At 67.7% G+C, this 13,996-nt stretch carries 13 protein-coding genes; 6 read left to right on the top strand and 7 right to left on the bottom strand.

Annotated elements, in window-relative coordinates; genetic code table 11:
• Positions 1-54 precede the first annotated feature (54 nt).
• The 3 genes from AWB92_RS00620 to AWB92_RS00615 all read left to right on the top strand — a co-directional run bounded on the left by AWB92_RS00620 (position 55) and on the right by AWB92_RS00615 (position 2,834).
• Positions 55-2,166, top strand: a complete 2,112-nt coding sequence (locus tag AWB92_RS00620) for an ATP-dependent DNA helicase UvrD2 (RefSeq protein ID WP_173817315.1) — start codon at positions 55-57, stop codon at positions 2,164-2,166.
• 102 nt (positions 2,167-2,268) lie between these two features.
• Entirely contained in the window at positions 2,269-2,430 is a 162-nt protein-coding gene (locus AWB92_RS29950; protein ID WP_173817313.1) for a hypothetical protein, read from the top strand.
• A gap of 137 nt (positions 2,431-2,567) precedes the next feature.
• Complete coding sequence (locus tag AWB92_RS00615; RefSeq protein ID WP_068135074.1) at positions 2,568-2,834, top strand: WhiB family transcriptional regulator; 267 nt, start codon at positions 2,568-2,570, stop codon at positions 2,832-2,834.
• Positions 2,835-2,910: 76 nt separating this feature from the next.
• Here the strand turns inward: AWB92_RS00615 and AWB92_RS00610 are convergent, their stop codons facing one another.
• Positions 2,911-4,254, bottom strand: coding sequence for an AarF/ABC1/UbiB kinase family protein (locus tag AWB92_RS00610; RefSeq protein WP_068188178.1), 1,344 nt, complete (start codon positions 4,252-4,254; stop codon positions 2,911-2,913).
• A gap of 62 nt (positions 4,255-4,316) precedes the next feature.
• Positions 4,317-5,177, bottom strand: coding sequence for a cyclodehydratase (locus tag AWB92_RS00605; RefSeq protein WP_085183607.1), 861 nt, complete (start codon positions 5,175-5,177; stop codon positions 4,317-4,319).
• Between the two features lie 268 nt (positions 5,178-5,445).
• On the opposite strand from AWB92_RS00605, the gene AWB92_RS00600 reads away from it, so the two are divergent.
• Positions 5,446-5,952, top strand: coding sequence for a PE family protein (locus AWB92_RS00600; RefSeq protein ID WP_085183606.1), 507 nt, complete (start codon positions 5,446-5,448; stop codon positions 5,950-5,952).
• 67 nt (positions 5,953-6,019) lie between these two features.
• Here the strand turns inward: AWB92_RS00600 and AWB92_RS00595 are convergent, their stop codons facing one another.
• The 4 genes from AWB92_RS00595 to AWB92_RS00580 all read right to left on the bottom strand — a co-directional run bounded on the left by AWB92_RS00595 (position 6,020) and on the right by AWB92_RS00580 (position 9,522).
• A complete protein-coding gene (locus tag AWB92_RS00595) occupies positions 6,020-6,265 on the bottom strand; it encodes a hypothetical protein (RefSeq protein WP_085183605.1) in 246 nt (81 codons plus the stop codon).
• 55 nt (positions 6,266-6,320) lie between these two features.
• Positions 6,321-7,118, bottom strand: coding sequence for a hypothetical protein (locus tag AWB92_RS00590; protein WP_193791380.1), 798 nt, complete (start codon positions 7,116-7,118; stop codon positions 6,321-6,323).
• A gap of 217 nt (positions 7,119-7,335) precedes the next feature.
• A complete protein-coding gene (locus AWB92_RS00585) occupies positions 7,336-8,076 on the bottom strand; it encodes a C39 family peptidase (protein WP_085183604.1) in 741 nt (246 codons plus the stop codon).
• Positions 8,077-8,151: 75 nt separating this feature from the next.
• Complete coding sequence (locus AWB92_RS00580; protein WP_142281887.1) at positions 8,152-9,522, bottom strand: zinc-dependent metalloprotease; 1,371 nt, start codon at positions 9,520-9,522, stop codon at positions 8,152-8,154.
• 76 nt (positions 9,523-9,598) lie between these two features.
• Here AWB92_RS00580 and AWB92_RS00575 point away from each other — a divergent pair, with 76 nt between their 5' ends.
• Positions 9,599-10,621, top strand: coding sequence for a PDZ domain-containing protein (locus tag AWB92_RS00575; protein ID WP_085183602.1), 1,023 nt, complete (start codon positions 9,599-9,601; stop codon positions 10,619-10,621).
• Here AWB92_RS00575 and AWB92_RS00570 read toward each other — a convergent pair.
• Positions 10,618-11,097, bottom strand: a complete 480-nt coding sequence (locus tag AWB92_RS00570; protein ID WP_142281886.1) for a hypothetical protein — start codon at positions 11,095-11,097, stop codon at positions 10,618-10,620. The genes AWB92_RS00575 and AWB92_RS00570 overlap by 4 nt on opposite strands.
• Positions 11,098-11,221: 124 nt before the next feature.
• Here AWB92_RS00570 and AWB92_RS00565 point away from each other — a divergent pair.
• On the top strand, positions 11,222-13,996 hold a 2,775-nt coding region (locus tag AWB92_RS00565; RefSeq protein WP_085183621.1), incomplete at its 3' end, for a UPF0182 family protein.

Below are 13,996 nucleotides of genomic sequence, written 5' to 3'. Positions count from 1 at the left end.
TTCACACGTGGCGCCGCACCCGGTTTGTCGGCCATCGCTGACAAGATGGACGCCATGCCGATGGTCGCCGACGCACTGACCGCCGGGCTGGACGACGAGCAGCGCGAAGCGGTGCTGGCGCCCCGCGGACCGGTCTGCGTGCTCGCGGGTGCCGGAACGGGCAAGACCCGCACCATCACCCACCGCATCGCCCAGCTCGTCGCGGGCGGTCACGTCGCGGCCGGCCAGGTCCTGGCGGTCACGTTCACCCAGCGTGCGGCGGGGGAGATGCGCTCCCGGTTGCGCACGCTCGCCAACGCCGGGCACGCGGGTCCCGGGGTCGGCGCCGTGCAGGCCCTGACCTTCCACTCCGCCGCGCACCGCCAGCTGCGGTACTTCTGGCCGCGCGTCGTCGGCGACACCGGCTGGCAGCTGCTCGACAGCAAGTTCGCCGTCGTCGCCCGCGCGGCCAGCCGCTGCCGGATGAACGTCAGCACCGACGACGTCCGCGACCTCGCCGGGGAGATCGAGTGGGCCAAGGCGTCGCTGATCGGCCCCGAGGAGTACGCGCCCGCCGTGGCCGAGGCCGGCCGGGACGTCCCGATGGACGCCAAGCAGATCGCCGCCGTCTACGACGCCTACGAGGCGCTGAAGGTCCGCGACGAATCGGTGACGCTGCTGGACTTCGACGACCTGCTGCTGCACACGGCCGCCGCCATCGAGAACGACGCGGCCGTCGCCGACGAGTTCCGCGGGCGCTACCGCTGCTTCGTCGTCGACGAGTACCAGGACGTCACCCCGCTGCAGCAGCGCGTGCTCGCGGCCTGGCTGGGCGACCGCGACGACCTGACCGTCGTCGGCGACGCCAACCAGACCATCTACTCGTTCACCGGGGCCACGCCGCGGTTCCTGCTCGACTTCTCGCGGCGGTTCCCGGACGCCACCGTGGTGCGCCTGGAACGCGACTACCGGTCCACGCCGCAGGTGGTGTCGCTGGCCAATCAGGTGATCGCCGCCGCGCGGGGCCGCGTCGCCGGCAGCAAGCTGCAGCTGTCCGGCCAGCGCGCGCCCGGCCCGGTGCCGTCGTTTCACGAGCACCCCGACGAAACCGCCGAGGCCGCCGCGGTCGCCAAATCGATCGCCCGGCTGATCGAATCCGGCACGGCGCCATCGGAAATCGCGGTGCTCTACCGGGTCAACGCGCAATCCGAGGTCTACGAGGAGGCCCTGACCGAGGCCGGCATCACCTACCAGATCCGCGGCGGCGAGGGGTTTTTCAACCGTCAGGAGATCAAGCAGGCGCTGTTGGCGCTGCAGCGCGCGGCCGGCCGGGGCGACGCGGATCCGGCGGCCACCTTGCCCGAGGTCGTCCGCGCGGTCCTCGAGCCGCTGGGCCTGACGGCCGAGGAACCGACCGGCGCCCGGGCCCGGGATCGCTGGGAGGCGCTGGCGGGGTTGGCCGAGCTGGTCGACGACGAGGTGGCGCAGCGCCCGCAGCTCGACCTGCCCGGGCTGCTGGCCGAGCTGCGGATGCGCGCCGACTCCCGCCACCCGCCGGTGGTCCAGGGCGTCACGCTGGCCTCGCTGCACGCCGCGAAGGGGCTCGAGTGGGACGCGGTGTTCCTGGTCGGGCTGGCCGACGGCACGCTACCGATCTCACACGCGCTGGCGCATGGCCCCGAAAGTGAGGCCGTCGAGGAGGAGCGCCGGCTGCTCTACGTCGGAATCACCAGGGCGCGAATACATTTGGCGCTCAGCTGGGCGCTGGCCCGCAGTCCCGGCGGGCGGCAGAGCCGCAAGCCGTCGCGGTTCCTCAACGGCATCGCGCCGCAGACGCGCGCCGACGCCGCGCCGGCCAAGTCCCGGCGCAATCGGGGGACGGCGACGCGCTGCCGGATCTGCAACAACGACCTGACCACCCCGGCGGCCATCATGCTGCGGCGCTGCACTACGTGCGCCGGCGACGTCAACGAGGACTTGTTGCTCAAGCTCAAGGCGTGGCGGCTGAACGTCGCCACCGAACAGAAGATGCCGCCGTACATCGTCTTTTCCGACAACACCCTGATCGCGATCGCCGAGCTGCTTCCCGACGACGAGACGGCGCTGATCGCGATCCCGGGCATCGGCGCGCGAAAGCTCGAGCAGTACGGGCCCGACGTGCTCGAGTTGGTCCGGCAGGCCCGCTGAGGGCGCCGAATCCGCAGGTCAGAAAATCGGTTGTGGGCGGCGTCCGCTACCATTTACCCTCGAAGCCGCAGACCGCTGCCAGCTGAGAGGAGGCCCGCCCCGATGATTACCAACGCGTTCGGTGTATGCGCGGCCGCCTCGGTGCCCGCTGAAGGCCGGTCCAAGTCCACCTCCCACGCCGCCCATGCCGCCGTGTCGGCGGCCGCGGTGAAGCACCGTGTCGCCGCCGCGACCGACGCGTCCGTGAATCGGGGCTATACCTAACTAGCCCGGTTTTGCCCAGATGGCCACGGACCCGAAGTCAACAGGATCCGTGGCCACAGTTATTTGGGAAGCCTCCCAACCTGGTCCGGATCACCGCGAAGGATAGCCACCCCGACCAGGAAGCAGGTGAACAGGACATGTCGGCACTGTCAGTCCCAAGACCGAGGTTGCCGGAATTGCCTTGTCACGTCGACGATCCCGACCTGTGGTTCGCCGAGGCCCCGGCCGACCTCGAACGCGCCAAGACGCTGTGCGCGGGCTGCCCGGTCCGGCGCCAGTGCCTGACGGCGGCGCTGGAGCGGGCCGAGCCGTGGGGCGTGTGGGGCGGCGAGATTTTCGAGCGGGGGTCGATCGTCAGCCGCAAGCGACCGCGTGGGCGTCCGCGCAAAGATGTCGCCGCCTAGGGAAACCTAAGCCGCGAAAGTGCAACTGGCGACGCGTTTCTCGAGAGAGGGCGTCGGTAGTTGCACCCTCGTGGAGTTAGACGACCGCGGTGTCGGGCTCGGCGAAGCCGGGGATCAGTTCCTCCGAGAGCGCCTTGATCGGCACGTGCGCGTCCAGCTGGCAGAGGATCGCGGCGACGGACGCGATGACACGCATCGGTATCGCCAGCTTGGGCGGCAAGTCCATTTGCCGGGCCGTCCGGATCTGAGAAACCGACCGGTCCATCTGAACCAGGGTCATCTTCTGCAGCCACTTGCGGGTGTAGTGGAAGACGTCGACCTGGATGGGCTCGACGTACTGGCGCAGCATTTCGTCGATGTCGCGGACCGACACCTGCTGGCCCTTCTGGATGAAGCCGACCTTCTCCATGGTCGGCAACAGCAGGTCGTAGTTCTTGTCGCGCGCCAACCGGATCGTCATCCCGAGCTCGACGGGATAGCCGCCCGGCAGGGGCGCGACCGCGCCGAAGTCGATGACGCCCATCCGGCCGTCGGGCATCAGCATGAAATTTCCGGGGTGCGCGTCGCCGTGCAGCATGCCCAGCCGGCGCGGCGCGTCGAACGTGAGCTCGAGCAGCCGGGTGCCGATCAGGTCGCGCTGCTCGCGGGTCCCGTTGCGGATGATCTCCGCCATGTGGATCCCTTCGATCCACTCCTGGACCACCACCTTCGGCGCGCTGGCCACGACGTGCGGCACCAGGAAGTGCGGGCTGTCGTGATACGCCTTGGCGAACTTGCGCTGGTTGTCGGCCTCCAGCCGGTAGTCGAGCTCCATCTCGGTGCGCTCGATCAGCTCGTCGACCACTCCCTGGACGTCGGCGCCGGGCGAGAGCTGTTTGACGACGCCGACCATCCGCTGCATGGTCTTCAGGTCGGCGCGCAGCGCCTCGTCGGCGCCCGGGTACTGGATCTTGACGGCGACCTCGCGGCCGTCGGACCACACCGCCTTGTGCACCTGGCCGATGCTGGCCGAGGCGATCGGGGTGTCGTCGAAGGAGCTGAACCGGTCCCGCCACTTGGTGCCGAGCTGGGCGTCCAGGACCCGGTGCACCTTGGCGGCGGGGAGCGGCGGGGCGTCCTTCTGCAGCTTGGTCAGCGCCTCGCGGTAGGGCTCGCCGTACTCCTCTGGGATGGCGGCCTCCATCACAGACAGGGCCTGGCCGACCTTCATCGCCCCGCCCTTGAGTTCACCCAGCACGGTGAACAACTGGTTGGCGGCCTTCTCGAGCATCTCGGCCTGGACTTCGTCCTTGGACTTGCCCGTCAGCCGCTTGCCGAAGCCCAGGGCCGCCCGGCCGGCGAAGCCGACGGGGATGCTGGCCAGCTTCGCGTTGCGCGCAGCGCGGCCGCGTTTGATGTCTGCCACGTCTCCATCATCCACGACGCTCGGCGCGCGGGGCCCGTGATCCGGACCATAGGTTGTCTTTGCACGAGGCGGCTCGGCTAGCACGAGCACAGCGGGTGCTTGGTCCACTGGCGCGCGACGATCGAGCCGGCGGCCAGGTCGAACTCCAACGTTGCGTTGAGCGCCGGCGGCGGGGCGGGGTCGGGCACCGCCTCCTGGCCGCGCACCGCCGCGATCACCCGGTTCACCTGGCTGAGCGCCAGGGCCGCTGTCGCGAGCAGGGTGGCCCGGTCGGCCACGCCGACGGTGTCGCGCAGCTGGGCGGCGATGGCCGGCCACGCGGCGTCGCGGTCGCTGCGGTGCAGGTCGGCACACCCGAGGCAACTGGTCACGCCGGGGATGACCAGCGGGCCCACCAGACCCGTGCCGTCGCGGACGCGAACGGGAAGGTGCGGAACGCCGCGGGCGTGCAGGTCGCGCACCATGCGCGGGTCGGCGACCAGATAGTCCGACAGCACGACGAGGTCGACGTCGCCCGGGGACACGGCGGCGTGGGGCTGGCTGCTGTGCGCGACGCGGGCCCCCGAGCAGCGCAGCGATTCCACGAGCAGCTCGGACAGCGGCCCGCGCCCGTGCACGCGGATCGATGCCGACCGGCCCCGGGACCGTCGGCATTCGGTCGCGACGCCCGCCCCCACCAGTTGCGCGACGAGGTGGGTCAGGCCGTCACCGTCCTGCAACCCGCGGTCGACGGCGTGGCGCCGCAGCTGGGATAGCGGCATCGGCGACCGCATGGACCGCAGCAGCGTGGCCAGCTCCGCCGCGGCCAGTCCGCACGGCGGGCGGACCAGCACGGCGCGGCGCGGATCCCAGCCGACCTGCACGGCGCCGTCGGGCCGCAGCAGCACCGGCATCCCCGGGTCCAGCGCATACAGCGAAACCGCGGCGGCCTGGGTCATGGATTCAGACTGTGCCAGCCGGGCGCCCAGCGCCGCGCTCAGTTATCCACAGGCGCCGCCTCTGGGCGAAAGGCATTTAACGACAACCCGAGACGGCCTTCAATTTTTCTGTTCTGACGGTGGAGGACGCCGCGCCAAGGCGGGAAAGTGCAGTATTCGGTTACTTAATGCCGCGCCGCAGCGCCGCCATACGCTGGACATTCGTGTTCTGACGGGCGGGAGGACGCCGGAGCTCGTGACAGCCAGGGGCTAGCTAGAAGGTGGACCAATGTCGCAGGTAATGGTCACCCCGGAGGCGCTGCACACGGCGGCGGCGAATCTGGCCAATATCGGCCTGGACGTCGAGGCCGCGCACAAGGTGGCGGCGGCGCCGACCACGGCGATAGTGCCGGCGGCGGCCGATGAGGTGTCCGGTGCCATCGCCAAGGTGTTCGCTCACCACGCCGCGAACTATCAGGCGCTAGCCGGTCAGGCAGCGGCGTTCAACGACCAGTTCGTGCAGCACCTGACTGCCGGTGCGTTCTCGTACACCGACATCGAGGCCGCCCTCGCCTCGTTTCTGCAGAACTTGCAGGAATTGCCTGCGGAGGCGAGCGGGTTGGTCAGCGCGATCGCCGCCGACCCGCAGGTCCTCGCGACCTTCCTGTTCTTGGGTTTTGTGGGGCCACCTTTCGTTCTGTTTGTTGCCTTTTGGCTAGCAGCGATCGTTAGTCTGATAATTCTTTTACAACTCAGCCAGCAATTCGCCCCGCTATTAGCAGCGTTCGGTATCTAACGAGACGGCTTTCGAGACACTCTGACCGCGCTCAATCATCCAAAGGCCCACCGGTGGCCAACGAACGTCAGGGGCTCTCGACAGAGGCTGCGGGCACCCCAACAACCCCATTGACGCGATTGACCCCGTTGACGGGGCCCTCTTGTGGTTGGGTGGGCGTGGGCGACCTCACCGCTGCGCCCACCAAGATCAGCGCCGCGGCGGTATTCGGATCCACCTCCCATTGCGACCCTCTGCTGTAGCTGAGCAATTTGTCGCGGGACTCGACATCCGTAATGAACATGATCCAGACGTCATCCGGGTTGTTATCCATTGCAAGACCTTTGAGATTTTCGGATTGGGATTTTCGGCGCCCGACGATGGGGATGTCAGGCGACCTCAGAACGGCTAGGGCGGATTAGTTGGTTGTGATTGGTGGTGATCCACTTCGGATGAACGGGATCGACCCGACCGCGGCGGTGTAACTCGTGGAGGAGGTATTTCGTCTCGACGATGGTCTTGGCAATCTGATCTGGTTCCGCGTGGTTGAAGAAATCACGTCGGTTCCACCACATCATCTTGGTTCGGTAGCGTTCGTCGGGATAGGGAGTCGCCGGAATGGCGGCCACCACTCCGCCAGAAGAACGCCACCGATTCAGAATGGTTGTCGGGGCTGTGGCCATACAAAATTGCGAATCAAGGATGACCATCATATGGAAACCGCTGCGGGCTATAGCGCGGGTAAGACTACGTTTCCGGTCCGAATTGTCGGCTGCCCAGGCCGACTTCATCTCCAGAATCCCGGACGGTATGCGGTCGGCGATCATATTTCGGACGGCCTGTTCGCCGGGTTGCCCCGCCCACTCAGCGATGGCATGCGCATCCTCAATCGACCTCAGTGGGCCCTTGGCTCGCACGCCCGCCACGACCCGTCCGTCATCATCGATGACGGCGAAGAACATGGTGGTGTCGGCTCCGCTGCGCAGCGCTTCGATGTCGAGAGCGCACTCAACACCATGCCTGCGATAGCTGGATTGGGCGCCCGCCGAGTACTCGGACCACAAGTCAGGGTCTGCCGACGGCTGCGAAACGACCAGCGTGCAGTCGATGTCCGGATCACGCCAGGTAAGGCCATGCCCAAGAGAAAACTCGTCGCGGACTGCAGTGCTTAGTGAAAGTGCACTCATTGGCTTCCTTCCGTCGCCAAACCTTAGGTAGACCATTAGACCAGTAATGCATACCTATAGTATCGAGCGTACGGATGAACCATACGTCAAGTCCTTCGATCTGGCAATAATGCCGACACACCGCAGGGCTACTTCGGGAAATCGAGGGATGGCGGGAGACAGTGCCGGGCCGACGGGCGACCCCGGGCTCAGTTATCCACAGCGCCGCGGCGCACGTTCAACCGGTGACGACGATCGATTTCTGCCCGACCTTCCAGGCCGTCATGAAGCGCTTGATGCTGACCTTCGTGTTGGCGTGGTCGGCGTAGGGGTCGTTGAGATGCACGGTGTCGTTGTTGGTGTCGACCCCGGTGACCACCAGCAAGTGATCGGGCGAGGTGCGCTGGTCGTCGCTGTTCAAAATGGTTCCGCCGTTGACCCACGCAATCACCTTGCGGCCGGAACCGAGGTACTGCTCCAGCGCCGACAACCCGGTCTGGTCCGGCTGCGTGTCGTAGATCATGCGCGATTTGATGCCGTAGTGCTCGAGCAGCACGACGGTGTCGGCCATGTCGATGCCACCGGCTTCGGTCTCGTGGCCCGGGTCGCCGGTGGGCAAATAGATCGGGCCGTCGCGGATCACCGAGGGCGTGCTCTGGGCCAGCTTGATGATCTGCTGCTCCGTCGGGGGGTTGCCGGTGACCTCACCGACCACGTCGGCCACCGAAGCCAACCCACAGGTGTCCTCCAGCGACTGCTGAACCCAGTACTTGGCCGCTGCATCCGGGTCGCCGTATACGCCGTCGGCGGTCGTCCTCGCCGTCGCGGGCGGGCTGGCCGAGGTGGCAGCGGTGGGAGCCGACGGCGTCGCCCGCGTCGAGGGCGGCGCCGCGCCGCACCCGGATACCAGCAAAACGCCGGCCATACCGATGCAGGCTTCCGCCAGGGCGGTGCGCATCGCGCTGGCAATCCTGACCATGTTCGCTCGCAAAGAGTCGGCCCGACATTCGACTGGTGTGCAACGTAGCACCGCCAGCAAACGGCGGCGAGCTGATCAGTTGTCGGCGGCGTCGCCGCCCGAATCGGGCTCCTCGAGCTTCGCGATGGCCTCGTCGATGCCGCTGGTGTCCCCGCCGATGACGCGGTCGATGAAGCCGGCCGGCTCGTCGAGGTCCTCGGCGCCGGGCAGCAGGTCCGGGTGTTGCCAGACGGCGTCGCGCGCGTCGGCCCCGGCGGCCTCCGTCAGCCGCTCCCAGAGGGCGGCCGCCTCGCGCAGCTTGCGCGGCCGCAGCTCGAGGCCGACCAGCGTCGCGAACGTCTGCTCGGCCGGCCCGCCGCTGGCCCGGCGGCGGCGCAGCGTCTCGCTGAGCGCGGCGGTGCCCGGGATCCGGTCGCCCAGGGCCGCGGTGACCACCACCTGCACCCAGCCGTCGATCAATGCGAGCAGCGTCTCGAGCCGTTCCAGCGCCTGCTTTTGCGCCGGTGTGGCTTTCGGCTCGAAAACCCCCTGCCCGAGCAGCTCCTCGATGGCCGCCGGATCGGACAGGGACGCGGGATTGAAGTCGCGCGCCAGCTCCTCGATCCCGGACATGTCGATCTTCATGCCGCTGGCGTAGGCCTCGACCGCGCCCAGCAACTGGCTGGACAGCCACGGCACGTGGCTGAACAGCCGGTGGTGCGCCGCCTCGCGGGCGGCCAGGAACGTCAGGATCTCGCTGCGCGGCTGCTCAAGTCCGGAGGCGAACGAGTCGACGGCGTCCGGCAGGATCGCGGCCACCCCTTTGGGGCCGAGCGGCAGACCGATGTCGGTCGACGTCAACACCTCGCGCGACAACCGTCCCAGCGCCTGGCCGAGCTGCGAGCCGAACGCCATGCCGCCCATCTGCGACATCATCGCCATCAGCGGCCCGGCCATGCTCTTGGCCTCTTCGGGCAGCGAGGACGCCCACACCGTCGCGATCTGCTCGGCCATCGGATCGCACAGCCGCTTCCAGGTCTCCAGCGTGTGGTCGACCCAGTCGCTGGGGCTCCAGCCCACCGCCTTCGACGTGCCCGCGGGCAGCGCCGTCGCGCCGTCCAGCCATGTCTCGGCGAGGTGGACCGCGTCGGCGATCGCCTTGGTCGTCGAGGCGGGAATGGGCGCGACAAAGCCGATCGAGCTCGACGCGACCCGGCGCGCCAACTCGTAGTTCACCGGACCCGACGCCTTGCCGCCGGCCATGACGGTGCCCGCGCTGGAAAACATCTGGCCCAGCTGGGTGAAGATCTGGCCCAGGTCGCCCATGCCGAATTCCCCGCCCATACCGAAGGCGCCCATAGGATCGGATCCCCCCGAGCCGGAACCGGGATCTTTCTTCTCGCGCTCCGGGTCGTCGCCGGAGGAGAAGCCGAATGGCAGGTCAGGCATAACGTCAACGGTACTCACCGCGGGGACGCAACGCGCCATCTGTGGTCACGCTCTTGGTGAACGAGCCTGAGCAGGTGCCGGATAGGGTAGGCGCGTGAACAGGCGGATTCTCACGTTGTTCGTCGCGCTGGTGCCGATCGTGGTCTTCGGCGTGCTGCTCGCGGTGGTGACGGTGCCGTTTGTGTCCCTGGGCCCGGGCCCGACGTTCGACACGCTCGGTGAGGTCGACGGCAAGCAGGTGGTCGCGATCGAGGGCACCGAGACGCACCCGACGACCGGCCATCTCAACATGACGACGGTGTCCCAGCGCGACGACCTCACCCTCGGGGAAGCGCTGACGCTGTGGCTTTCGGGCCAGGAACAGCTGATCCCGCGCGATCTCGTCTACCCGCCGGGCAAGTCGCGCGAGGACGTCGACAAGGCCAACAACGCCGACTTCAAGCAGTCCGAGGACAGCGCCGCCTACGCCGCGCTGGGCTTCTTGAAGTACCCGGTCGCGGTCACCGTCGCGACCGTCACCGACCCCGGTCCGTCGGCGGGCAAGCTGAAGTCCGGCGACGCGATCGACGCGGTCAACGGCACCCCGGTCGCCAGCGTCGAGCAGTTCACCGGGTTCCTGAAGAACACCAAGCCCGGTCAGGTCGTGACGATCGACTACCGCCGCAAGAACGAGCCCGCCGGGGTCGCGCAAATTACGCTGGGAACGAACAAGGATCGTGACTACGGCTTCATGGGCGTGGCGGTCCTCGACGCGCCGTGGGCGCCGTTCACCGTCGACTTCAACCTCGCCAACGTGGGCGGGCCGTCGGCCGGGCTGATGTTCAGCCTGGCGGTGGTCGACAAGCTCACCACGGGTGACCTGGCCGGGTCGACGTTCATCGCGGGCACCGGCACCATCTCCGTCGACGGCAAGGTGGGCCAGATCGGCGGCATCACGCACAAGATGGCCGCCGCCCACTCGGCCGGCGCCACGGTGTTCCTGGTGCCGGCGAAGAACTGCTACGAGGCGACCTCCGACAACCCGTCCGGCCTGCGCCTGGTGAAGGTCGAGACGCTCAGCCAGGCGGTGGACGCGCTGCACGCGATCAAATCGGGCGGTCAGACTCCGAGCTGCTAGCCGGCGTAGCCCCGCCGGTCGAAGCTGAGCCCCCCTCGTTCCGAGACGGTGAGCCGCTGGTGCGGGCTGCGGACGGGCGGGCGGCGCAGGTATTGGGTGAAACCGGTGGCGCACAGCGCGAGCGTGAATTCGTGGCCGACGAGGGTCCACTCGAACGCGCCGTGTTCGTCGGGGCCGGACCGTTGCAGCGTTTCGAGCGACAACTCGAAGCTGAACCCCTCCAGGTTGACGTCGCCGACGAGGTCCCACGCCTCGTCGAACACCAGGGTGGCGGGGCACAGCCAGAAGCTGAAGGCGTCTTCCGGCGGGGTGGGGCGCACCCATTCGACGATGTAGTCGAGGTCGACGAGCAGCCGGCCGGGATGCGGCGGCGCGGGCTCGACCGCAATCGCGTGCACGGCACAGTCGTGCCAGCTCATCTGATCGAAGTCCGCCTCGGTCCACACCGCCTTGGCAATCCTCGGGCCGGTGCTCACCCGGCGCGTCCGCTCTGTTCCAGCACCGCCCAAGCAGAACACACCCGGCGTCCGGCAATGCGTAGAGTTGTGACCGTTCTAGAAAATCTCTAGCACCGGGCAGCGAGATCAGGGAGCGTAGCCAGTGGGGATGCGGCCCACCGCACGAATGCCGAAGCTGACTCGGCGTAGCCGGATTCTGATCCTGATCGCACTCGGTGTGATCGTGTTGCTGCTCGCCGGTCCGCGGCTGATCGACGCCTACGTCGACTGGCTGTGGTTCGGGGAGCTGGGCTACCGCTCGGTGTTCACCACCGTGCTGGTCACCCGCATCGTGGTGTTCCTGGTCGCGGGGCTGCTGGTCGGCGGCATCGTGTTCACCGGGCTCGCGTTGGCCTACCGCGCCCGTCCGGTGTTCGTGCCGAGCAACACGAACGATCCTGTGGCCCGCTACCGCGCCGTCGTCGTCTCGCGCCTGCGGCTGGTGGGCATCGGAATCCCCGCGGCCGTCGGCCTGCTGGCGGGCATCATCGCGCAGAGCTACTGGGTGCGCGTCCAGCTGTTCATCCATGGCGGGACCTTCGGCATCAGGGATCCGCAGTTCGGTAAGGACCTCGGGTTTTACGCGTTCGAGCTGCCGTTCTACCGGCTGCTGCTGTCCTACATGTTCGTGGCGGTGTTCCTGGCCTTCCTGGCGAACATCTTGGCGCACTACATCTTTGGCGGCATCCGGCTGTCCGGTCGCACCGGGGCGCTGAGCCGCTCGGCGCGTATCCAGCTGGTCAGCCTGGTCGGGGTGCTGGTGCTGCTCAAAGCCGTCGCCTATTGGCTGGACCGCTACGAGCTGCTGTCGCACACCCGCGGCGGCAAGCCGTTCACCGGTGCCGGTTACACGGACATCAACGCCGTGCTGCCGGCCAAGCTGATTCTCATGGCGATCGCCCTGATCTGCGCCGCAGCGGTGTTCTCGGCAATCGTGCTGCGCGACTTGCGGATTCCGGCCATCGGCCTCGTCCTGTTGCTGCTGTCGTCGTTGATCGTGGGTGCCGGGTGGCCGTTGATCGTCGAACAGATCAGCGTCCGGCCCAACGCCGCGCAAAAGGAAAGCGAATACATCAGCCGCAGCATCACCGCGACGCGCCAGGCCTACGGCCTGACCTCCGAGCAGGTGAGCTACCGCAACTACACCGGCGACGGGCAGGCCACCGCCCAGCAGGTCGCCGCCGACCGCGCGACCACCTCGAACATCCGGCTGCTCGACCCGACGATCGTCAGCCCGGCGTTCACCCAGTTCCAGCAGGGCAAGAACTTCTACTTCTTCCCCGACCAGCTCTCCATCGACCGCTACCTCGACCGCAACGGGGCGTTGCGCGACTATGTCGTCGCGGCCCGGGAACTCAACCCGGACCGGCTGATCGACAACCAGCGCGACTGGATCAACCGGCACAGCGTCTACACCCACGGCAACGGGTTCATCGCGTCGCCGGCGAACACGGTGCGCGGAATCGCCAACGACCCCAACCAAAACGGTGGCTACCCCGAATTCCTCGTCAACGTCGTCGGCGCCAACGGCAGCGTGGTGTCCGACGGGCCGGCGCCACTGGACCAGCCGCGCATCTACTACGGGCCGGTCATTTCCAACACGTCCGCCGACTACGCGATCGTCGGGAAGAACGGCAACGACCGCGAATACGACTACGAGACCAGCGCCGAAACCAAGAACTACACCTACAGCGGGCTCGGCGGAGTGCCGATCGGCAGCTGGATCTCACGCAGCGTGTTCGCCGCCAAGTTCGCCGAGCGAAACTTCTTGTTCTCCAACGTGATCGGCTCCAACAGCAAGATCCTGTTCAACCGGGATCCCGCGCGCCGGGTGGAGGCGGTGGCGCCGTGGCTGACCACCGACAGCGCGGTGTACCCGGCGATCGTCAACAAGCGGCTGGTGTGGATCATCGACGGCTACACCACCCTGGACAACTACCCGTACTCGGAACTGACTTCGCTGGAGTCCGCGACCGCCGACTCCACCGAGGTGGCGTTCAACCGCCTGGCGCCCGACAAGAAGGTCTCCTACATCCGAAACTCGGTGAAGGCCACCGTCGACGCCTATGACGGCACCGTCACGCTGTATCAGCAGGACGAATCCGATCCGGTCCTCAAGGCCTGGATGCAGGTGTTCCCGGGCACCGTCAAACCCAAGAGCGATATCACCCCCGAGCTTTCCGAGCACCTGCGTTACCCCGAGGACCTGTTCAAGGTGCAGCGGATGCTGCTGGCCAAGTACCACGTCAACGACCCGGTGACGTTCTTCTCCACGTCGGACTTCTGGGACGTGCCGCTGGACCCGAACCCCACCGCCAGCAGCTACCAGCCGCCGTACTACATCGTCGCGAAAAACATTGCCAAGAACGATAATTCGGCGTCATACCAGTTGATCAGCGCGATGAACCGGTTCAAGCGGGACTACCTGGCCGCCTACATCAGCGCCAGCTCCGACCCGGCGACGTACGGCAAGCTCACCGTGCTGACCATCCCGGGGCAGGTCAACGGCCCGAAGCTGGCCAACAACGCGATCACCACCGACCCGGCGGTGTCCCAGGACCTCGGCGTCATCGGGCGCGACAACCAGAACCGGATCCGGTGGGGCAACCTGCTCACGCTGCCGGTCGGCCAGGGCGGGCTGCTCTACGTCGAACCCGTCTACGCCTCGCCCGGCGCCAGCGACGCCGCCTCGTCGTACCCGCGGCTGATCCGGGTGGCGATGATGTACAACGACAAGATCGGATACGGCCCGACGGTGGGTGACGCCCTCAACGGGCTGTTCGGCCCGGGCGCGGGCGCGACCGCGACCGGGATAGTGCCCACCGAGCCCGGCGCCGCCCCGAACCCGACGCCGCCCGCGAGCCCCGCCGGCCCGGCC

The organism is Mycobacterium sp. IEC1808 (genome assembly GCF_002101935.1).
GTDB lineage: Bacteria > Actinomycetota > Actinomycetes > Mycobacteriales > Mycobacteriaceae > Mycobacterium.
This window is presented reverse-complemented; position numbering and strand designations above follow the sequence as displayed.